The sequence below is a fragment of the Pseudoalteromonas sp. XMcav11-Q genome, from assembly GCF_040104525.1.
Taxonomy (GTDB): Bacteria; Pseudomonadota; Gammaproteobacteria; order Enterobacterales; family Alteromonadaceae; genus Pseudoalteromonas.
This window is the reverse complement of the sequence record NZ_JBECOX010000001.1, coordinates 730,379-751,869: the sequence shown is the minus strand read 5'-3', so window position 1 is coordinate 751,869 and position 21,491 is coordinate 730,379. Positions and strand designations below refer to the sequence as shown.

Sequence of the window (21,491 nt, the reverse complement as noted above, 5' to 3'; positions counted from 1 at the left end):
GTGTGGCTGATCATCCTCTCAAACCAGCTAGGGATCGTCGCCTTGGTGAGCCTTTACCTCACCAACTAGCTAATCCCACTTGGGCCAATCTAAAGGCGAGAGCCGAAGCCCCCTTTGGTCCGTAGACATTATGCGGTATTAGCCATCGTTTCCAATGGTTGTCCCCCACCTCAAGGCATGTTCCCAAGCATTACTCACCCGTCCGCCGCTCGTCATCTTCTAGCAAGCTAGAAATGTTACCGCTCGACTTGCATGTGTTAGGCCTGCCGCCAGCGTTCAATCTGAGCCATGATCAAACTCTTCAATTAAAAGTTTTTTGAAGCCTAAGCTTCGTGCTCATTGAATTCTGATTGTTTGTTTCTACTTTTCAAAAAAGTAAAATCAAAACGAATTGACTATATAGTCACTCAGTTACAATTGAGACTCTAAATTTGTTTGCGTCATCTAGCGAACTAGAATCTGCTGTTAGAACTCAATCTGTACGAGTGCCCACACAGATGATTGCTTCATATTTTTAAAGAACGTTTCGAAACATTTCGTTGTTTCGAGGGATGTGCATTCTAAGCATTCCCAATTTTTTGTCAACACTTAATCACTTCGATTATCGATTTAAGTTTCTTTTCGAATCCTCAAAACCTAAGTTTCACTTGACTCCCAACTCGTTAGCCTGTTGCTTTTCAGCGCTACTCCCCGTGTCGGTGGATGCGCATTATAGGGAAATCCGATTTTAGTGCAACCCCTTTTTTCATTAAAACTTATAAAAAAGGTTTGTTCGAACAGAAAATACACAAAACCACTTAAAAACCACATTAATGAAATATTTTCTTCATAAAACTGTCACCAGTTTTCGCGAAGGGATCATAAGTATTGATCAAATTTGGGAGGATGCAAGATACAGTTGAAGAAATTTTCACCTGTATCTTGGTATTCAACTATCTATTCTTTTAGTAAAGAAGACTATATAGCTTTCGTCGATATGCTGAAGCAACACTATCGCCATCAGGAAGCGAAGCGATAATATCTAAAAATCCCTTTTTGGCTTCACCGTAGTTCATATCTTTCTTAAGCACCATAAGTAGGCTTGCCAATGCTTCTTCTTTTTTACCCACATCTAACTGAGCTTGAGCTAACTGACAACGTAAGTCTAATGAATCAGGTTCAGCTTCCACCGCTTGCTCTAGACGCTTTACCTCTGGTGAATCTTGTGCAGCCGCAGCTTGCGCCAATTTAGCGACTAAATTGTGGTAATACGGGTCTCGCTGTTCTTCATTTATAGAATCTAATAACGCTTGAGCTTCATCAAATTTTTGAATTTGCATGCAGATATCCGCAAACACCAACTTAACCCGAGTGTTACTACTGTCAATGTCGTATGCCTTCTTCGCATAACCAAAGGCATTATTTAGGTCACCGCTTGCGAGGAACTGCTTCGCTTGATCAAGTAAAATAACTTCAGGTGATGGTAAATGCTCAGACAAAGCTTCTTTAATTTCTTCTTCTGTTTTTGCCCCTGCCAGCATATCTACTGGCGCACCACCTTTTAAAATCACAATCGTTGGCAAAGCTTGTAAACCAATTTGCTGAGCGAGTTGAGATGCCAGCGCTTGTTGGACATCACAATCAATAACGCCTACGGTTATATGCTCACTATAAGCTGCCGCTATCCTCTCCAATATTTGGTCTTGCTGAACACATTCAGGATTTTGATTGCTATAAAAGGTCAGCAATAACACTTTCTCTGGATTTGGATCGGTTATTACTTGCTGAATGTTTTCAGGGGTTAGTTGGATTTTATTGCTCATATTCTATTTTCTGTCTGAGTAATTAATATGGTTGATATAGTGACACTATCTGAATTTACAACCAAGCCAAGAAAACAATTATGCAGAGCTTGGCTTTCTCTTTCGGGTAAATTTCCCCTTTCTTGCCCCACGTTTTTTAAATGCAGGTACAGGAACACCTTTCAGTGCATTCGTATTGATAGACTGAGCGCTGTCAATAAATCCACCTAACTCATCACAAAGCGGTTGCATAAATTGATTATACGACGTTTCCTTATTGGCGATCTTTCCGAGCAATGACTCCCAGAGCGCTGTTCTATCTGGTAATGAAAGTGACTCAGGTAGGGTTTGAATAAATGCTTTTCCCAGCGCCGTAGAATATATCGTCTTACCTTCTCGTCTAAGAAACTGCCGTCTAAACAAAAGCTCAATAATTCCGGCCCGCGTCGCCTCAGTGCCAAGCCCATCAGTGTCTTTCAATACCTTTTTGATAGATTGATCGGAAACAAACCGTGCAATACCTGTCATCGCACCTAATAAGGTAGCTTCAGTGTAATGCTTTGGCGGCTGAGTTTGTTTTTCTTTAACTTCACCTTTCTCGCATAAAAGTTGCTCTCCCACCTGTAACTCCGGCAATAGGCTTTCTTTCTCGACCTCATGACCTTTAAACAGTATCTTGAATCCTTGATCTGTTATTTGCTTCGCTTGTGCTTTGAATTGACCACCACTAATCTCCAACTCCACTTTAGTTTCGTTGTAGCGGTAGGGGTGAAAGAATTGCGCAAGATACTGTACAGAGATGAGTTGATAGACCTGTAACTCTCTATGCCCAAGCTGAGCACTGCGGAGCTTTTTAGTGGTTGGAATGATAGCGTGATGCGCTTCTACCTTTTTATCATTCCAACACGCTCCTTTTAGATTCATGTCAGCTAACTTAATAAACTTACTTTCTATTCCCTGATTGTGCTCGGCAGCCGCAATGACTTGCTCTCTTTCAACAAAATGTTCTTGTGGTAGATAACGGTTATCTGATCTAGGGTAAGTGATCAATTTATGTTTCTCATAAAGTGCCTGACAAATATCCAACACTTGCTGAGCCGATAAACCGTAGCGCTTATTTGCGTCAATCTGCAAAGAAGAAAGGTTATAGGGTAACGGCGGGTTTATCTTTTTTGGTTTTGTTTCAACCTTATTTATTGTTGCTTGCTTTTGACTGATCCGATCCGCAACGTTTTCGGCTAAGGCCTTAACCAGAACACGCCCATCTTCGTCCATATAGGGCTTACATGCTTCACTTGGTACCCACTTAGCTTCAAAAACACCCCAATTTGGTTTATTGATGTGTGCAATCACCTCATAAAATGGTTTAGATACAAAGTTCTCTATTTCTAGATCTCTTCTAACAACCAAACCAAGTACCGGAGTTTGCACTCTGCCAACCGACAAAACAGTATTCACTCCCGCTTTTTGCCCGGCCAACGTAAATGCTCTGGTTAAATTCATCCCAAATAGCCAATCCGCTCTAGCTCTTGCAAGTGCAGATACACTTAAAGGAACAAATTCTTGATTAGAACGTGTCGAAGCCAATGCCTTTTTCACAGCTTGTGGGTTTAAATCACTGATCAACAAGCGTCGGATCGTTGCTCTTTTCCGTTCAGGCAAGTTTACAAATTGAAATACTTCGTCCACGAGCAATTGCCCTTCTCGATCAGGATCTCCAGCATGGTAGATTTCATCGGCTTTTGTGAGTAACTTTTTTAAAGTGCTAAGCTGCTTTTTTGTTTTTGGCTTTGCTTTGAACTGCCATTGAGTCGGCACGATTGGTAGATCATGAAACTGCCATTTTTTGTATTTGACGTCGTAGTCTTCAGGTTCTGCTTGTTCCAACAGGTGACCTATACACCAAGAAACCACATCACCATTCGCGACTTCTATATAACCATCTTGTTTTTTATGTGGTTTTGGTAAGACATCGGCGATTGCTCGGCCTAAAGAGGGTTTTTCTGCGATATAGAGTTTCATGATTAGCTTAACTGTATATAGATACAGTTATCATAGTGAATTTTGACGAAAAACACCATAGCTGCAAAGAGACTGTCTCCAGTCTCTTTGCAAACCAACAAACTTACGTTCTTAATAAATTAAGTTGCTTATGTTTTTGTTCGACTATCAGCGTCATTGAACTGGCCGCTTGCTCTACTTCATCTGCAAACTTCGAAAGCTCAGCAGCGGCATCTGAAATGCCCGTCGTATTCGTATTAATTTCTTCGGTAACCATACTTTGCTCTTCCGCAGCCGTAGCAATTTGTGTTACTTCGTTAGAAATGCTTGTCAGCTCAGCAACTAGCGTACTCATTAACCTAGCCGATTCTTGGCAATAACTCACTGCGTCTTCACCTAGCTGCACAGAACTCTCAATGATCCGGCCTGAGTTCGCGACTTCACTCTGTAGGTTATCTATTAGTTTACTAATGTCGTCCGTCGATGCTTGTGTTTTTGACGCCAAAGCTCGAACTTCATCTGCAACAACCGCAAAACCACGCCCTTGCTCCCCTGCCCTTGCCGCTTCAATTGCCGCGTTTAAGGCCAGTAAATTAGTTTGCTCTGCAATAGCTCTGATCACTTCTAGTATTTTAGAAATATCATCACTGCGCTCAGATACCTTCACGACCGCTTGTTTTGCATCAATGACTTGATCCGCCATTGATTGCACCGTTTCGGTCGTTTTAATGATGCTTTGTTCGCTTTGCTGAACTTGATCTGCGGCCTGATTCGTACTTGCAGCCGCTTTTTCCGATGCCCGAGCCACCTCTGAAGCAGTTGCACTGAGTTCGTTAATTGCAGTAACTACGCTATCTATTTCTAAGTGCTGATTAGCGACTTTGTTTTTGATGTTTATCGCGGCTTCTGTTGTTCGATGCGACTGCTCGTAGGAAGATTCAGCAAGACCTTTGAGGTCATCAATCATCTTTCGTAGTTTGTCAGTAAAGCGGTTAAAGCCATGTGCCAAGGCAATCAACTCAGCATGATGACTCACTTCTAGTTCATGCGTTAAATCGCCTTCGCTAGAAGCTAAGTTCTCTACCCGCTCCTGAATATGCGTAAGCGGGCCGATAATTGTGTTCACTAATACCACCGCAATGGCAATGCCAATAACAGCAATAACAATACCGATAATGAGCATCCAGCGACCAACGGAGTTTGTCGACTCCTCCAGCTGACTTTGCAGCGTTGTAGCAGAACTAAGTGCAATTGCCTTAGGTAGTTCGATTACTAGAGACCAAGTGGTGTTTGGTAACGCAATTTTAATCGGTACCGCTACGACTAAGTCTTCACCAAGCTCTTTAATCCCAGAACCTGTGTGCAGCGATTTTAACACCTCAGCCCTATCTGACTTTGTCGACTCAGCAAGTGGGCGGGCTAAATTCTTGTAGTGACTAGAACCCACAACAAGACCCAACTCACTTAACAAGGTTACCTTAGCGGCTCCTGAGTAAAGCGAGTTTGAGAGCTCGTCGACCATGGTTTGGAAAATCGGCAAATTTACATCCACGCCCACTAGGCCTCTAAATTGACGATTGACCACGACTGGTGTGGTCAATGAGGTCATCAGCATTTTGTTGCCCGGAGAAATTTCATATAAATAGGGCTCCATGATACACGGCGCCACTTTATCTTTTGCGCACAGATACCACTCGGCTTCTCGTAGGCCAAACTCATTGATTGCATCGGCATATTTTTCTTCTGCCGACTCAACTTTTTGTTGCATCGGACCATTGGCTTCTTGAGTAAAGTAGAGCTCTAAGGTACCAGCGCCCGGCACAGAGTGACTCGAACCACCTTGATTACTGGCATCATTGCCATCGTAACCATTCGGTTCAAACTGTGCATACATAGAAGACACAAAGCGATTTTGCTTTAGCGCACCATTGACAATTTCTTGCACTTGTTCACGGCTCAGAGGATCCTGCTCGGCGGTATGAGATAGTACACCCGCCAAAGTATAAGGAACACGATAGGCTTCATTGATAAAGCCAGCCACACGTTGCCCATATTGATTGCCTTTAGCGATAAGACCTTGGGATATTTCATCATAAATCGCTTGTTGGACCCCTTCACTTTGCTTGGTATTTTCTGCTGCAAGGTGAAACCACATTGTTGTCACTAATATAACAACCAAACTCGTTACTAATGCTGTTACAAAGAATAAGAGTTTGTTTTTAATCGAAGCTTGTTTCATAACATTCCCAGTTTTTAGACTTAGTATGCAAACAAATTGCACTGCACGTTCATCATCAACTTGATAAAACGAGTGACCCCTATTTTTATCGGCGACTATGAAGTCTTTTTTAACTGTAGCAAAAAATTTAATAACGTACTGAAATTTATGATGCTTGAGTGGGATTATTTAGGGAATAAATTATAAAGTGATGGGTAAAAAAAATAGCGCCGAAGCACTATTTTTTTATCTTGTCTTTGCCTGTCGTCTTTTCATTACTCGGCAAGCGGTGATGTATTGCTGACTTAATCAGCATATATCCAGAAATAGGGGCAGTGAGCAGCAAAAATATTGAAATCAAGATTTCCTTTACACTCACACCATCAGTCGTTGTACTAAAATACACCATTGCCGAGGTCAATAAGCACGCCATTCCAAGCGTTGTGGCCTTTGTAGGACCGTGGAGACGCATAAAAAAGTCAGGCATTTTCACAAGACCAATAGAGCCTATCAATACAAACGCACCACCTAACAGTAATAAAATGGAAATTATCCATTCCGACATATCGCTCTCCTATTCTATGATGTCGCCGCGTAGCAAATACTTACATACCGCAACCGTACTTACAAAACCAAGCATTGCTATTAATAATGCGGCTTCAAAGTACAATGCAGTTCCCATACTCATTCCGTAAAGAATAATAAGCGCAATGGTATTTATGTACATGGTATCGAGCGCTAAAATTCTATCTGGAATTGAAGGTCCAACAACCAAACGCCAAAGATTTAGCAAAAGTGATACACCTATCATCGCAAAGACAATAAGAATTACAGTTTCTAGCATTCAAAAATCTCCTTCAATGGCGCTTCATAACGAGATTTAATAGTATCAATCAACGCTTGCTCATCCGTAAGATCTAACACGTGGATCAATAAGTATTTACGTTCTGGTTTTTCGCCGCTTTTTTCAGACTCAGGCCAAGGGTATACCTCAGCACTTACGGTGCCAGGAGTTAAAGATACCGTGCTGGCTAAAATAGTGATTGGCATAGCTTGATCTATATCGAGCGGCACCAACACGAAACCGGGGCGCAATTTCTTCGTTGGTCCTAAGATCTTTATCGCAACCTCAACGTTGGCGGTAATGATATCGTAAAGTACCAAAAGCAAATGAGTAAACGCACGCCATGGCTTAATGATCAGTGGCTGCTTAGTTCTAAACCGATAGGTAATAAGCGGGATCACAATCGCTAGAATAGTCGCGAGAATAATATGCCCAGCTGACACACTATTATTCATCAATAACCACACAGTAAATAGCAGTAAGCTGCGAAATGGAGTTGGTAGCCATTTAAACCTTGCTTCTAAACGCATCTATTTCGCTCCTTTTAACACAGCATTCGTCATGCTAGAAAAGTCGTGTAAAGAGTCGGCTGCCGACAATGCGTAATCAGTCAATGGACCGGCAAAAATCACCATTAACGGCGCACAAGTTATCAAGGTAAGAATTGCGATAATTTGGGCTGGGTGCGCTTTTTCTGCCGATTGTGTATCAACCTTACCTGTATGATGCCAAAACACTGTGCTACCAGCTTTTGAGACACTTACTAATACCGCTAAGCTTACTAACAAATACACCGCCCAAAACCAATACGTGTGACTCGACTCGATGGTCGACTTTAAGATCCATACTTTGCCAATAAAGCCTGATAACGGCGGCATACCAATCACAGTGATTGCCGCAATCGCAAACATGATGCCAAGTAACATAGGTTGAACTACTGGGCGACCCGCGGTGATCCTGTCAGCAACTTTACCCCTTTGTTTCCCCACTAAATCAGCAAGTAAGAACAAAGCAGCAGACACTAATGTCGAGTGCACTAAATAGTAAATGGCTGCAGCGCTGCTATTTACCGTTTGTACGGCGACTAATGCCACTAGGGTACCAACTGACACCACCACTAAATTTGCAGACAGCTTACGCAAATCTTGACTAGCAAGTACGCCAATCCCACCCATGACGATAGTCGCCAGAGCGAGCCACCATAGCCACTCTTGTGCCATATGACTTAATTCACCAGCTTGATCGCCAAAAATCAGTGTATACACACGCATCATAGAATACACACCCACTTTAGTCATGATTGCAAATAAAGCAGCTACAACAGGTAACGCGGTTGCATAGGTGTTTGGCAGCCATAGATGAAGCGGTAGCAAGGCGCCTTTTAGCGCAAATACAACCAATAATAACAAGCCGCCAATTTTAGCAAGATAAACATCATCTCCTTGTAAGAAGGTGATCTTATATGCCATATCCGCCATGTTTAGGGTACCAAGCACACCGTACAAGATACCTAATGCAATCAAAAATACCGACGAACCTACTAGATTTAGGATCACGTATTGCAGTGAAGCACGGGTATTGTGCTTATCACCACCATGCATTAACAGCGCATAAGACGCTATCAACAAAATCTCAAAGAATACAAATAAGTTGAACGCGTCACCAGTTAAGAAGGCGCCATTTACCCCCATCACCAAAAAGTGCAGTAACGGATGGAAGAAACTTCCTCGTTCGTCGTCTCCGGCACAGCTATACAGCGAACACACAAAACACAACAAAGCGGTTAAGCTGACTAACAGAGTCGAAAGTTGATCAGCAACTAACACAATACCAAACGGTGCTTGCCAGTTACCAATCGCATAAACCTGAATGCCAGACTGCTGAACATGTAGTAAAAGTGAGGCACAAACTGCAAACGTAATTAGCGACATAAGTACTGAAACTTTACGCCTAATCGCTAAGTTCTTACCACACGGTGGCATCAGCAGGATCACCCCTGCCAACATAGGTAATAAAATAGGTAAAGAAGTCAAATGTTGGATCATGCTTTACCCTTTTTGTCAGGAACAATGCCATTTACATGGTCATTACCCAAATCAGAACGACCGCGAATAGCTAAGATCACGACAAATGCCGTCATCGCGAACCCGATAACAATTGCCGTCAATACCAAGGCTTGCGGCAGTGGATCTGCATACTCACTGCTATAACCAAGCACTGCAGCTTTGTTTAAGGTCAATCTACCCGATGCGAACAAAAACAAGTTGACCGCATAAGACAACATAGTTAAACCAAGAACAACAGGGAATGTTCTTGCTCGTAGAATCAAAAATACGCCACAGGCTACTAGCAAGCCCACGCACGATGCATAAAGCAATTCCATTAAATATTCACCTCTTCTTTGGGCGCATTTGCCGTTACTTTACCTAGGCTCGCCAAAATCATCAGCGTTGCACCTACCACGGTGATATAAACACCAAGGTCGAATGCGATGGCACTTGCCAGCTCAGTTTTACCTACCAATGGGATATCAAAATAATCAAACCATGAGGTTAAGAATGGTTTGCCAAAGAACCAACTTCCCACACCGGTTGCTAGAGAAATAGCGATACCCGTTGCAATAATCTTGCGGTAATTGACATCAAAGCGCTCTGCAATCCAATTCGAACCATGAGCAATGTATTGTAAAATAAAGGCTATCGCCGTGATTAGGCCCGCGATAAATCCACCACCCGGTAGATTGTGGCCGCGCAAGAAAATATAAACCGAGACCAGCAATGCCAAAGGCAATAAGCTTTGTGAAATACTTGCCAGCAGTAGCGGATATCTTTCTTTCGCCCAAGGTCTGCCTTCACTGTCACTGCCAGGCATGAATAATGGTAAATTAATCAGTAACTTATAAATCCCCAGTGCCGCAATACCCAGTACAGTAATTTCACCTAGCGTATCAAAACCACGGAAATCCACTAAGATAACGTTAACGACATTCGTCCCGCCACCGCCAACTTTGGCGTTTGCAATAAAGAACTCAGAAATACTATCCAATGGCCTTGTGATCAAGGCGTAACTGATACTTCCGATGATCACACCAATTGCTGAAGCAATACCCATATCACGGAGTACGCGAATAGAACTAGACTCCTTCGGCGTTCTTTGCGGTAAGAAGAATAACGCAAGCATCAACAGAATAATGGTCACTACTTCTACCGTTAACTGAGTAAGCGCCAGATCCGGTGCTGAGAAGCGCGTAAAGGCAACCGACACCATGAGACCAACAACCGAAATCATTAGCAGTGCAACCATACGAGTACGATGCCAGATAACCGTGCCAATCGCTCCAATCATTAATAAACCAGCACCAATACCGTTATGTACGTCAATTGGCGTCGGCTCTAAATTACCCACTAACTGTGACATTTCAAACAATGGCCAGCCTGCACTCACCAGCACAACGATAAACATCAGCATCAGATAACGCTGTAACGAACCATTTTCTATTGCGTTTACACGCGCGCGACTCCAAGACACTATGTTGTACATAGTGCGTTCAAACGTTTTCTTAGCGTTCATCGGCGGTAATGAAGCTTGGAATTGGAATAGATATTTGCGCTGAGTATAAATTAATAAGCCACCACATACCGCAAGGCCACTCATGAGCAGTGGTAAGTTAAAGCCATGCCAAATAGCAACCTCAAAGGTTGGCGCAGCCTCCCCTAATACCGCACTTGATGCTGTCTTTAACATGCCATCAACGATAAAGTTAGGGAACATGCCGACTATCAAACATAAAGCGACCAAGATTTCGATTGGAAAACGCATATAGCGTGGCGCTTCATGCGGCTCCTTGGGTAAATCAATTGGATCTCCGTTGAAGAATACGTCATGAATAAATCGCGCCGAATACGCAACAGAGAATGCACCGGCGATTGTCGCCAAAATTGGAATCAACCACGACATAGAGCCCAGAAGTTGCTGGTGTAGCGTCTCGGCAAAGAACATTTCTTTTGACAAGAAACCATTAAGTAGCGGCACCCCAGCCATCGCAGAAGCGGCAACCATCGCAAGCGTTGCGGTATAGGGCATAAATCGCCACATACCGTTGAGTTTACGCATATCACGAGTGCCCGTTTCATGGTCGATGATCCCCGTCGCCATGAATAAAGAGGCCTTAAACGTTGCGTGGTTAATAATATGGAAAACCGCCGCAACAGTCGCAAGCTCAGTATCCAGACCAAGTAATAAAGTAATAAGGCCTAAATGACTGATCGTCGAAAACGCCAAAAGACCTTTTAGATCATGTTTAAATAACGCGATATAGGCGCCAACGAGCAGCGTCGCTAAGCCAGTTAGGCCAACGAGAATAAACCACAGCTCTGTACCCGCCAGCGCAGGATAAAAGCGCGCCAGTAAGAATATCCCAGCTTTCACCATAGTCGCAGAGTGTAAGTACGCACTTACAGGTGTTGGTGCAGCCATCGCGTGCGGTAGCCAGAAATGGAATGGAAATTGCGCGGACTTGGTAAATGCGCCCAGTAGCACAAGGATTAACGCCACTTCATATAATGCATGGGATTGAATAAGCTCACGACTAGATAAAATCACATCCAGGTTATAACTACCTACAATATCTCCTATCAACATCAAGCCGGCAAGCAGTGCTAAACCGCCACCGCCAGTGATCGCAAGTGCCATTTTCGCCCCTTTGCGGGCCTCTGACTTATGCCACCAATAGCTAATAAGTAAAAATGAACTAATACTGGTAAGCTCCCAGAATAACCAAAGCTGTAATACGTTATTAGACATAACGATACCAAGCATGGCGGTCATAAAGAGCATTAAGTAAGCATAAAGTTTAGGCATGGAATCATTGGGGCTCAGGTAGTATCTGGCATAGAAGATAACCAGCATACCGATGCCCAAGATCATGAAAACGAACAGCAACGCAAGACCATCCAGTCTAAACGCGATGTTAATATCTAGAAGCGGAACCCATTCAAATGTGTACCGAATAGTCTCTCCTGCGAAAACGGCAGGAGCGAGATCAACAGCAAGTAAAATTGCCACTGCTGGCGCTACTAAGGTTATAGCAGTCGACTGATTACGAGAAAGCTTTCCCGTAAATGCAGAGATAAAACTGCCAATTAAGGATAGCAAGGGTATCCAAAATAAAGTCATAGATGAAACCTTTTATTTGCGTCGTTATGGCTCGTTTAGATTAATGTGACATTCCCCCTTCCAAGTTGGAGCGATCGGTACACATCAACCACACGTACATGAACCCTGTTATACTTGATTAGTGTTTGAGTTGTCTAGAGTTTCACTTTCTAGCTGATGCTATTTTAGCCAACCTTAACAAACTATTCAGAATAAGTTCAAAACTATTCAGCCGAATTAACCGCTATTTTATCCTCTAAACGTATTGAATTCAGTACTGCTAACCACCTTTGACGGTAATTTGCATCTAACTTAATTGATTGATATTCGAGCAAAGAGTGACTATTCGAGGGTTTATATGAGGAAAATTTACCTAACTCGCAGGTGCGACTTGGCACCCAATTGTTCGGTGCATGGTCACCAACGTAAAGATTTGGTGCCTTTTGCCCTGAAGTCGCGCAAAGCCATTTTGCTTTTTTAGCTGGTACTGGGTATTCATCTTCAAAACCACTAAAGTGCATAAGCTCGTGTACCAGCGTGTTGTAAGTGCTGGCGCCGCTCAAAGTCATGTGCTTACCGCTGACATTAGCAAGCCCCTCCGTTGCCATAAACACCAAGTGATCGTATTTTGACAAGCCCTGCTCGTATCGTAAGTCGCACATTGCAAATCCCCTTTGCCTCTTACAACTGAGCTTATTCGCCGCATATATCGGTTTAGATAAACAATATACGCCTTTGGCTGGCTCTGGTTGTTGCTCATAAGCATGTTTAAGCACTTGTAAACGCTGCAAACCATCTAAATTACTGGCGATTAATGCGAGATTAAACTGACAAGACGCACTTGAATGCTGACGCTCTGAGAGAGTCTGAAACAGTCTTAAGTAGGGATTATTCAAAAATGTCGTAACAGGCTTTCCTTGCCACACCGCGAGCAACGAAGTGAGTTCTGGGTTTAACGCGTAGCGTTTTGAAAGCGCATAAAGCAAGTGATATCGGCCAAGTGATACTAACTGCTCGGACACTTGCTGACGCTGCTGACGATTTAAACGAGACCAAGTATCAAGTAAAAGCAGCTTAGTGCTATTTTTCTGTTGAGCACTCAAATCGCGCTGTAACCGTTCAAACTCCCAACTTGGTTGCTTTAGGCCTGCAATGGCTTTTACTAATTGTGCACTTGCTTGTGAGGGTAGCACCTCAAGCGCCGGTGCAATGGCAAAATAGCTATTTGGATTGGCGACGACAAGTGCTGATTTTTGCGCGATAGAGAGGTGTGCATAATTAGGGCTGCTTGAAAACAGCAGCCCTATAAGCATAAAAATAAAAAGGTGTTTAGCTCGCGTCTTGTTCGACATTCAACTGGGCAAGTAAATCAAGCTCAAGACGGGCGTATTTATGTTCTACAAACTCATATACATTGGTTGCCAATGCGAGCTTAAAATAGCTAATCGCAGAGGCTAAGTCCCCTTGCGTCTGATATTGCTTAGCCAGATAAAAATAGGCCTCACAGAGACGCTGCGCATACTCTTCTTGGGTGCTCACGCCCTCAGAGATCTGCGCAAGAAATGCTTCTTCAGATAAAGTCCCCAAATACAATGCAACTAACTGAGACGACCACTCGTCAGGGTCTAATGCTTGGCTATTTGCCGCCAATGTCTGCTTAGCAAGCGCATCGTCTACTTGCTGCTGAGCAATATACAGCCACATAGCACGGTACGCATCTTTTGGAGCACGCGCCAAAAAGGCTTCAAAATCTTTTACAGCTAAATCGGCTCTTTCACCGTAATACAATGCGATACCACGATTTAAATAGGCATATTCATGTTGCTCGTCGAGCTCTAGCACAGCATCAAACATTTCATATGCCCGGCCATAATTTTGCTCTAGCGTTTGGTGAATACCTAGGAAGTTATATACTTCAGCGAGATCTGGCTTAATTTTTACGGCGCGATTGAAGTCAATACGAGCAAGGGTTTGCAAACCAATGCTATCGTACAGCATACCGCGATTATATAGTAGCTGCGCGCGTTGCTCATTTGCCATATCCGGCTGCAAGAGTAACTCGTTAAATCGAGCAATGGCAATTTCATTACGGAAATTAGCTTGAAGTGGTACTGCAAGCGGAACATTTACAATGTTTTTAGTGGCCTCTGGCTGCGTGCTTTTACATCCTACCAGCCCCATTAGCACTAATGGCACAACTATTTTCGCTAACTTCATTTCCTTCCTCATTCAATGGCATTTGCCCGTTTAGAGTCTTTGCACAGGTATACCAACAATCTGATTATGTAACCTGAGGTTTGGATAAGGAATGTTCCAACTCATTGTTGCTAAAGCACAACTTAGTTTTCTCCTTGTCTAGCCAGAGAGTTTTAGGGAAAACAAGGCGAATTTACGCACCAATAGCTGGCTATTGGAAGTGAATTCAACGCAGTTAGCGCTAAAACTTTCTGCTAGAAAGGCATTAATTATCCGCAGCTCAGGTTATGTACTATAACTTTGCCTAGTTCTCTATTGACCAGATAAACTCAGTTTTGTTTCATCATTTTGAGTCAAACAGCATTAAAGCATAAAAAAAGGGGCTATTCAGCCCCTTTACACTTCTATTCTATGCAAAGCATTGCAAAGATTACTCAGCGCCTTCTTCTTTAGGCTGCTCAGCTTTTTTCTCTTGTGCTTCTTTGATACTTAAGCGAACACGGCCTTGGCGGTCAACTTCAAGTACTTTAACTTTCACTTCTTGACCAACAGTTAAGTGATCTGAAACGTTATTTACGCGCTCTTCACTGATTTGTGAGATGTGCACTAGGCCATCTTTACCAGGAAGTACGTTTACAAACGCGCCGAAGTCTACGATACGGATAACTTTACCAGTGTAAAGCGTACCAACTTCAAGCTCTGCTGTAAGCGCTTCGATACGTGAAATAGCAGCTTGTGCACTATTACCATTCGTTGCAGCGATCTTGATAGTACCGTCGTCTTCGATTTCAATCGTTGTATCTGTTTCTTCAGTAAGCTGGCGAATTGTTGCACCACCTTTACCAATAACTTCAGCAATCTTCTTCGCAGGGATCTTCATAGTGTAGATACGTGGAGCAAACTCAGATAGCTCTTCAGAAGGTGCAGAAATCGCTTGGTCCATCACACCTAGGATGTGTAGACGCGCAGCTTTCGCTTGGCGAAGCGCGATCTGCATGATTTCTTTGGTGATACCTTCAATCTTGATATCCATCTGTAGTGCAGTTACACCGTTTGCTGTACCCGCTACTTTAAAGTCCATATCACCTAAGTGATCTTCATCACCAAGAATGTCAGAAAGTACAACGAAATCTTCGCCTTCTTTCACTAGACCCATCGCGATACCAGCAACTGACGCTTTAACTGGAACACCAGCGTTCATTAGCGCAAGTGAAGTACCACATACTGATGCCATTGAAGATGAACCGTTTGATTCAGTGATTTCAGATACTACACGTACTGAATATGGGAACTCAGCCAGTGTTGGCATTACTGCCGCAATACCACGCTTAGCTAAGTTACCATGGCCGATTTCACGACGCTTAGGAGACCCTACAAAACCCGTTTCACCTACACAGAATGGAGGGAAGTTATAGTGAAGCATAAAGTGATGCTTGTGAGTACCAGTTAGGTCGTCTAGCATCTGCGCGTCACGCTCAGTACCAAGGGTTGCTGTTACAAGTGCCTGAGTTTCACCACGAGTAAAGATTGCAGAACCGTGAGTACGTGGCAGTACACCCGTCATCACGTCTAGCGCACGAACCATATCTGGTTCACGACCGTCGATACGTTTTTCGCCAGCAATGATACGGCTACGTACAATTTTCTTCTCAAGTGAGCTGAATGTTTTACCTACCACTTGCTCGTCTAGTGACTCGCCTTCAGCAACTTCAGCGCCTAGCTTTTCAATGACTTCCGCTTTTGCTTCAGAAAGTGCTTCTTTACGTGCAACTTTGTCAGTAATACGGTAAGCATCACCTACTTTTTGCTCTGCAATTGCAGCGACTTTTTCAGCTAGTGTTAAATCTTTTTCAGGTGCAGTCCAATCCCATGCCGCTTTACCAGCTTCAGCGCGGAATTCTTCGATTGCTTTGATGATAGCTTGTGATTGCTCGTGACCATATACAACAGCGCCAAGCATTTCTTCTTCAGTTAACACTTCAGCTTCTGATTCAACCATTAGTACTGCGTTTTCAGTACCAGCAACAACTAGGTCAAGCTTACTTGTCTCTAGCTCTTTTAACGTAGGGTTAAGTACGTATTGACCATCGATGAAACCAACGCGCGCGGCACCTAGCGGGCCATTGAATGGAATGCCAGAGATAGCTAGTGCTGCTGAAGTACCAATCAAAGCAACGATATCTGGTTGGATCTCAGGGTTTACAGAAACCACTGTCGCGATAACCTGAACTTCGTTTACAAAGCCGTCTGGGAATAGAGGACGAATTGGACGGTCGATTAGACGAGCGGTTAGTGTTTCACCGTCTGAAGGACGACCTTCACGCTTCAAGAAACCACCAGGGATACGACCCGCAGCGTACATTTTTTCTTGGTAGTTAACCGTTAGTGGGAAAAAGTCTTGGCCAGGAGCCGCTTCTCTTCTTCCTACAACAGTAACAAGTACCGAAGTATCACCAATGCTTGCAAGTACTGCGCCGTCAGCTTGACGTGCGATAGCACCTGTCTCTAGAGTCACCGTGTGTTGACCTAGTTGAAATTCTTTAATAATTGCTTGCACAATATTTTCCTTACTAAATTGTTTTCAACGTCAACGGGGACCAATCACAGTCTTAAATAAACTCACCATAATTTACTTAAGCACTACAATTGGAAATCCGATTGACGCTTGTTTAAAAGTATTTTTAAACGGCTGTAAGTATACTGATAGAACAGCCACAAAAAAAGGGGCTAATTAGCCCCTTTTTTACTGTTGGATAAATTTCCAACAAGAAATCAAAAATATTAGCGACGTAGGCCAAGCTCTTTGATTAGTGCAGCATAACGGTCAACGCTCTTGCCTTTTAGGTAGTCAAGAAGGTTACGACGTTGGCTAACTTTACGTAGAAGACCACGACGTGAGTGGAAATCTTGCTTGTGGTTAGCGAAGTGACCTTGTAGCTTGTTGATGTCAGCAGTTAGAAGTGCAACTTGTACTTCTGGTGAACCTGTATCACCTTCTGCGCGTGCGAACTTTGCTACGATTTCTGCTTTTTCTTGATTGCTTAGTGACATAATAACTCCAAAATAAGTTTAGTAATGCTTCAGCCGATCACTAATTCAGCCAAAGCGGAAGCTGGCGGATTATACCAGCATAAACTCCCCTTGCATAGGAAGATTTTATTGTGATTCCGGCTGAGCGGAAGATAGCGCGCGTTTTGCTTTCAATAATCCTTGTGGATTACGCTCGCCAATCCCAACAAACTTACCATCGGCAACCACTTTAACAATACCGTCTGGTAAATTTTCGACAGCAACGGTTTGCCCATGACCAAAAGCAACGCCTTGCTCAGCACTAATATCAACAACGCTCAAATCGACCAAAGCGGTATCCATCGGCAACAATAATTCATCGAGATAAGTCGAAGGCGCAACTTCTTCCGCTTTTGCTTTCTCAAGTAACGCTTCTAACTCGACTAAGGTAATCATTTTGTCGCTAGGGTAATGACCAACTTCACTACGGTGTAACATAATGACATGCGCACCACAGCCAAGCTTTTCCCCCAAATCATCGACTATCGTACGAATATAAGTGCCCTTAGACACATGCACCGTCATTTGAATTTGTTGAGTTTGCTCGTCATATTCATCTAACGTAATACGATAAACATTAATCTTGCGACATTTTCGCGGTACTTCGATGCCTTCGCGGGCATATTTGTATAGCGGTTGGCCCTGATATTTGAGCGCCGAATACATCGAAGGGTACTGATCAGATTCCCCCAAGAAGCTGGCAATTTCTTGCTCTAGCTGCTCAAGTGTTACATTTACTGGTCGCGTTTCAACAATTTCACCATCAGAATCTGATGTCGTCGTGCGCTCACCCAGCTGCGCTCTCACCACGTAGGTTTTGTCAGTATCAAGCAAAAACTGGGTAAACTTAGTTGCTTCTCCAAAGCAAATTGGCAACATACCTGTTGCCAGCGGATCCAAAGCACCGGTGTGGCCCGCTTTTTGAGCGAAATAAATGCCCTTTGCTTGCTGTAGTGCTTTGTTAGAAGAAATACCTTGCGGTTTATTTAATAACAGAATGCCGTCGATCGCACGGCCTTTGGTGCGACGCGCCATTACTCTTCCTCTTGGTCTTTATCTCCAGACTCAGGACCACGCTTTGCGTTGTCTTCTCTGATCACAGAGTCAACCAAGTTAGAAATACGCATACCTTCCATTAGGGAGTTATCAATAACAAATTTAAGCTCAGGCATGATACGCGCACGGATACGCTTGCCAAGAAGCGAGCGGATATAACCGGTTGCTTCATTCAGAATAGCCGCACTTTGCTTAGTTTTGTCTTCATCACTCGTATTCAACACAGTAATGAATACTTTTGCATAAGAAAGATCGCGTGATACCTCAACAGCTGACACTGTTACCATACCCAATCTTGGATCTTTAATTTCGCGCTGTAGGATCACCGCAATTTCTTTTTGAATTTGCTGTGCTACGCGATCTGTACGAGAAAATTCTCTCATTTTCACCACTTAAAATTTCAAAATCTATGAGATCACAAATGGGGGCTAGTGCCCCCATCTCAAGTATTTTAATAACTTACAATTAAAGCGTACGCTCTACCTGTACAGTTTCAAATACTTCGATTTGGTCACCGACTTTAACGTCGTTGTAGTTCTTAACGCCGATACCACATTCCATACCGCTACGAACTTCAGCAACGTCATCTTTAAAGCGACGTAGTGACTCAAGCTCACCTTCGTAAATAACAACATTATCACGAAGTACACGGATTGGCGCACTACGTTTAACCACACCTTCAGTTACCATACAACCTGCAACAGCACCGATCTTAGGCGACTTGAACACGTCACGAACTTCAGCAAGACCAATGATCTCTTGCTTAAATTCTGGTGCAAGCATACCTGTCATTGCTTGTTTTACTTCTTCGATTAGGTTGTAGATAACGCTGTAGTAACGTAAGTCTAGGTTCTCAGTATCAATAACTTTACGTGCCGAAGCGTCCGCACGTACGTTAAAGCCAACCATAATAGCGTTAGAAGCCGCTGCAAGTGTTGCATCCGTTTCAGTAATACCACCAACACCAGAGCCTACGATCTTCACTTTAACTTCATCTGTAGACAGTTTAGTCAATGAATCAGCGATTGCTTCGATAGAACCTTGAACGTCTGCTTTCAGTACGATGTTCACTTCAGATACGTCGCCTTCAGTCATGTTAGAGAACATGTTCTCAAGCTTCGCTTTCTGCTGACGAGCAAGCTTCACTTCGCGGAACTTACCTTGACGGTATAGTGCCACTTCACGTGCTTTACGCTCATCACGAACTACTGTCGCTTCGTCACCAGCAGCTGGTACGCCAGAAAGACCTAAGATCTCTACTGGAATTGAAGGACCCGCTGATTTAATGTCTTTACCGTTTTCGTCTTTCATCGCGCGAACACGACCATATTCAAGACCGCAAAGTACGATATCACCTTGGTTTAGGGTACCTGATTGAACAAGTACAGAAGCGATTGGACCACGACCTTTATCAAGGCGAGATTCGATTACCACACCAGACGCCATGCCTTCTTTAGAAGCTTGTAATTCTAATAGCTCAGATTGCATTAAGATAGCTTCTAGTAGCTCATCAATACCAAGACCAGTCTTCGCTGAGATATGAACAAACTGCGTTTCACCACCCCAGTCTTCTGGGATTACATCTAGTTGAGCAAGCTCATTCTTAACGCGGTCAGGGTCAATACCCTCTTTATCCATTTTGTTCACAGCAACGATAAGTGGTACTTCGGCCGCTTTCGCGTGTTGTACCGCTTCTTTCGTCTGAGGCATTACACCATCGTCCGCTGCAACAACAAGTACAACGATGTCGGTTGCTTTCGCACCACGAGCACGCATCGACGTAAACGCCGCGTGTCCAGGAGTATCTAGGAAAGTGACCATGCCACTGTCCGTCTCAACATGGTAAGCACCGATATGCTGAGTAATACCACCGGCCTCGCCGTCAGCAACTTTTGCTTTACGAATGTAGTCAAGCGTTGACGTTTTACCGTGGTCAACGTGACCCATTACCGTTACTACCGGCGCTCGTGGCTCAAGAGAACCTTCTTCACTGCGGTCACTTAGTACTTTTTCTTCCAGCTCGTTTTCTTTCACTAGAATAACTTTGTGACCCATTTCTTCTGCCACTAGCTGCGCAGTTTCTTGATCGATAACTTGGTTAATGGTAACCATGTCACCCATCTTCATCATTGTCTTAACAACTTCAGCGCCTTTAACTGCCATACGAGAAGCAAGTTCTGCAACAGTGATAGTTTCACTGATACGTACTTCTTGTTTCACTTCTGCCGCTGGCTTTTGGAAACCATGCTGTAATGAAGTTGGCGCTTTTAAGCGACCTTTTTTGCCTTTCAGCCTCTTCGCATTCGCTTCTGCTGCTTCTTCTTTCGCACTTGGCTTTTTCTTCTTCTTACGACGTGCGCTTTTCTCTTCACGTGCGTCAGACTCATCTTCCGCTTCACGAGCGTAAGTAGAAGTTGTTAGGTGGTGATCAGCACTTTCTTCTCGACGAAGACGCTCTTCTTCTTCCGCCTTCCAACGTGCTTCGTTTTCTTCCGCTAGACGGCGAGCTTCTTCCGCTTGACGTTTCGCTTCTTCTTCTGCCTTTTTCAGGGCTGCTGCTTCTGCTTCTTGACGCAGACGCTCAGCTTCTTGACGTTCTTTAATTTGTTGCGCGCTATCCACTTCTTTACTCTGCTTATCTTTGGCTTGACGTTCAGCATCCGCTTGTCGCTTCGCCTCTTCTTTAGCTTTGCGCTCGGCTTCCTCATCGGCCTTGCGTTCCGCTTCTTCGCGCGCATTGCGCTCAGCTTCTACTTTGGCCTGTTGCTCTGCTTGTTGCTGAGCCATTAACTCTGCTTCTTTGCGCGCAGCTTCCTCTGCAGCTAAGCGTTCTTCCTCTCTCTGCTGCTCGATTGCGCTCTTTTTAACGTAAGTGCGCTTCTTACGGACTTCTACAGATACAGACTTTGCTTTACCAGATGAGTTAACACTTAACGTGCTTTTACTCTTACGCTGTAGAGTCATACGCTCAGGGCCGGTTGAACCAGTGCCACCGTGTTGCTTGCTTAGGTGATCAAGCAACGTCGCCTTTTCGGATTCAGTAACTTGGTCGCCCTCGGCTTTGGTGATCCCTGCATCTTTTAACTGTTGTAGTAATTTATCAACAGTTGTACCAATACTCTCGGCTAGTTTGTTAATGCTCACTTCTGCCATATGTGATGTTACCTCCGTT

Annotated in this window: 16 protein-coding genes and 1 rRNA gene; all 17 read right to left on the bottom strand. The window is 43.8% G+C overall.

What is annotated here, in order from left to right:
• A 16S ribosomal RNA gene (locus ABMY45_RS03520) occupies positions 1-308 on the bottom strand; the annotation flags it as partial.
• 636 nt (positions 309-944) lie between these two features.
• A complete protein-coding gene (locus ABMY45_RS03515) occupies positions 945-1,802 on the bottom strand; it encodes a tetratricopeptide repeat protein (protein ID WP_010607880.1) in 858 nt (285 codons plus the stop codon).
• Positions 1,803-1,880: 78 nt separating this feature from the next.
• Positions 1,881-3,803, bottom strand: coding sequence for a DNA topoisomerase III (locus tag ABMY45_RS03510; RefSeq protein ID WP_010607879.1), 1,923 nt, complete (start codon positions 3,801-3,803; stop codon positions 1,881-1,883).
• Positions 3,804-3,906: 103 nt separating this feature from the next.
• Entirely contained in the window at positions 3,907-6,021 is a 2,115-nt protein-coding gene (locus tag ABMY45_RS03505; protein ID WP_010607878.1) for a methyl-accepting chemotaxis protein, read from the bottom strand.
• 217 nt (positions 6,022-6,238) lie between these two features.
• On the bottom strand, positions 6,239-6,565 hold the full coding sequence (locus ABMY45_RS03500; RefSeq protein ID WP_010370840.1) for a Na+/H+ antiporter subunit G: 327 nt from the start codon (positions 6,563-6,565) through the stop codon (positions 6,239-6,241).
• Between the two features lie 9 nt (positions 6,566-6,574).
• Positions 6,575-6,844, bottom strand: coding sequence for a K+/H+ antiporter subunit F (locus ABMY45_RS03495; RefSeq protein WP_010370838.1), 270 nt, complete (start codon positions 6,842-6,844; stop codon positions 6,575-6,577).
• Entirely contained in the window at positions 6,838-7,374 is a 537-nt protein-coding gene (locus ABMY45_RS03490) for a Na+/H+ antiporter subunit E (RefSeq protein ID WP_102056363.1), read from the bottom strand. Before ABMY45_RS03490 ends, ABMY45_RS03495 begins: the two co-directional genes overlap by 7 nt.
• A complete protein-coding gene (locus tag ABMY45_RS03485; RefSeq protein WP_010370834.1) occupies positions 7,375-8,889 on the bottom strand; it encodes a monovalent cation/H+ antiporter subunit D in 1,515 nt (504 codons plus the stop codon).
• Entirely contained in the window at positions 8,886-9,227 is a 342-nt protein-coding gene (locus ABMY45_RS03480) for a Na+/H+ antiporter subunit C (protein WP_010370832.1), read from the bottom strand. The genes ABMY45_RS03485 and ABMY45_RS03480 overlap by 4 nt, the downstream gene beginning before the upstream one ends.
• The gene (locus tag ABMY45_RS03475) at positions 9,227-12,019 is read right to left on the bottom strand and encodes a monovalent cation/H+ antiporter subunit A (RefSeq protein WP_130164624.1); all 2,793 of its coding nucleotides are present in this window, start codon (positions 12,017-12,019) and stop codon (positions 9,227-9,229) included. Before ABMY45_RS03475 ends, ABMY45_RS03480 begins: the two co-directional genes overlap by 1 nt.
• Positions 12,020-12,222: 203 nt before the next feature.
• On the bottom strand, positions 12,223-13,350 hold the full coding sequence (locus ABMY45_RS03470) for a hypothetical protein (protein WP_206473406.1): 1,128 nt from the start codon (positions 13,348-13,350) through the stop codon (positions 12,223-12,225).
• The gene (gene nlpI, locus ABMY45_RS03465; protein ID WP_206473405.1) at positions 13,328-14,215 is read right to left on the bottom strand and encodes a lipoprotein NlpI; all 888 of its coding nucleotides are present in this window, start codon (positions 14,213-14,215) and stop codon (positions 13,328-13,330) included. The genes ABMY45_RS03470 and nlpI overlap by 23 nt, the downstream gene beginning before the upstream one ends.
• Before the next feature lie 409 nt (positions 14,216-14,624).
• Positions 14,625-16,751, bottom strand: a complete 2,127-nt coding sequence (pnp, locus tag ABMY45_RS03460) for a polyribonucleotide nucleotidyltransferase (RefSeq protein ID WP_010370826.1) — start codon at positions 16,749-16,751, stop codon at positions 14,625-14,627.
• A gap of 224 nt (positions 16,752-16,975) precedes the next feature.
• The gene (gene rpsO, locus ABMY45_RS03455; protein ID WP_010370825.1) at positions 16,976-17,245 is read right to left on the bottom strand and encodes a 30S ribosomal protein S15; all 270 of its coding nucleotides are present in this window, start codon (positions 17,243-17,245) and stop codon (positions 16,976-16,978) included.
• Between the two features lie 105 nt (positions 17,246-17,350).
• Positions 17,351-18,298 (bottom strand): tRNA pseudouridine(55) synthase TruB, encoded by a 948-nt coding sequence (gene truB, locus ABMY45_RS03450; protein WP_045989551.1) that lies wholly within the window; start codon positions 18,296-18,298, stop codon positions 17,351-17,353.
• Entirely contained in the window at positions 18,298-18,702 is a 405-nt protein-coding gene (gene rbfA, locus ABMY45_RS03445) for a 30S ribosome-binding factor RbfA (protein WP_010370823.1), read from the bottom strand. The genes truB and rbfA overlap by 1 nt, the downstream gene beginning before the upstream one ends.
• 82 nt (positions 18,703-18,784) lie before the next feature.
• Complete coding sequence (gene infB, locus ABMY45_RS03440) at positions 18,785-21,472, bottom strand: translation initiation factor IF-2 (protein ID WP_010607871.1); 2,688 nt, start codon at positions 21,470-21,472, stop codon at positions 18,785-18,787.
• Between the last annotated feature and the right edge of the window lie 19 nt (positions 21,473-21,491).

What these genes read in the sequence shown, in the direction of transcription:
- ABMY45_RS03515 (WP_010607880.1), bottom strand. Translation starts at nt 1,802, where the DNA reads ATGAGCAATAAAATCCAACTAACCCCTGAAAACATTCAGCAAGTAATA.
- ABMY45_RS03510 (WP_010607879.1), bottom strand. Translation starts at nt 3,803, where the DNA reads ATGAAACTCTATATCGCAGAAAAACCCTCTTTAGGCCGAGCAATCGCC.
- ABMY45_RS03505 (WP_010607878.1), bottom strand. Translation starts at nt 6,021, where the DNA reads ATGAAACAAGCTTCGATTAAAAACAAACTCTTATTCTTTGTAACAGCA.
- ABMY45_RS03500 (WP_010370840.1), bottom strand. Translation starts at nt 6,565, where the DNA reads ATGTCGGAATGGATAATTTCCATTTTATTACTGTTAGGTGGTGCGTTT.
- ABMY45_RS03495 (WP_010370838.1), bottom strand. Translation starts at nt 6,844, where the DNA reads ATGCTAGAAACTGTAATTCTTATTGTCTTTGCGATGATAGGTGTATCA.
- ABMY45_RS03490 (WP_102056363.1), bottom strand. Translation starts at nt 7,374, where the DNA reads ATGCGTTTAGAAGCAAGGTTTAAATGGCTACCAACTCCATTTCGCAGC.
- ABMY45_RS03485 (WP_010370834.1), bottom strand. Translation starts at nt 8,889, where the DNA reads ATGATCCAACATTTGACTTCTTTACCTATTTTATTACCTATGTTGGCA.
- ABMY45_RS03480 (WP_010370832.1), bottom strand. Translation starts at nt 9,227, where the DNA reads ATGGAATTGCTTTATGCATCGTGCGTGGGCTTGCTAGTAGCCTGTGGC.
- ABMY45_RS03475 (WP_130164624.1), bottom strand. Translation starts at nt 12,019, where the DNA reads ATGACTTTATTTTGGATACCCTTGCTATCCTTAATTGGCAGTTTTATC.
- ABMY45_RS03470 (WP_206473406.1), bottom strand. Translation starts at nt 13,350, where the DNA reads ATGTCGAACAAGACGCGAGCTAAACACCTTTTTATTTTTATGCTTATA.
- nlpI (WP_206473405.1), bottom strand. Translation starts at nt 14,215, where the DNA reads ATGAAGTTAGCGAAAATAGTTGTGCCATTAGTGCTAATGGGGCTGGTA.
- rpsO (WP_010370825.1), bottom strand. Translation starts at nt 17,245, where the DNA reads ATGTCACTAAGCAATCAAGAAAAAGCAGAAATCGTAGCAAAGTTCGCA.
- truB (WP_045989551.1), bottom strand. Translation starts at nt 18,298, where the DNA reads ATGGCGCGTCGCACCAAAGGCCGTGCGATCGACGGCATTCTGTTATTA.
- rbfA (WP_010370823.1), bottom strand. Translation starts at nt 18,702, where the DNA reads ATGAGAGAATTTTCTCGTACAGATCGCGTAGCACAGCAAATTCAAAAA.
- infB (WP_010607871.1), bottom strand. Translation starts at nt 21,472, where the DNA reads ATGGCAGAAGTGAGCATTAACAAACTAGCCGAGAGTATTGGTACAACT.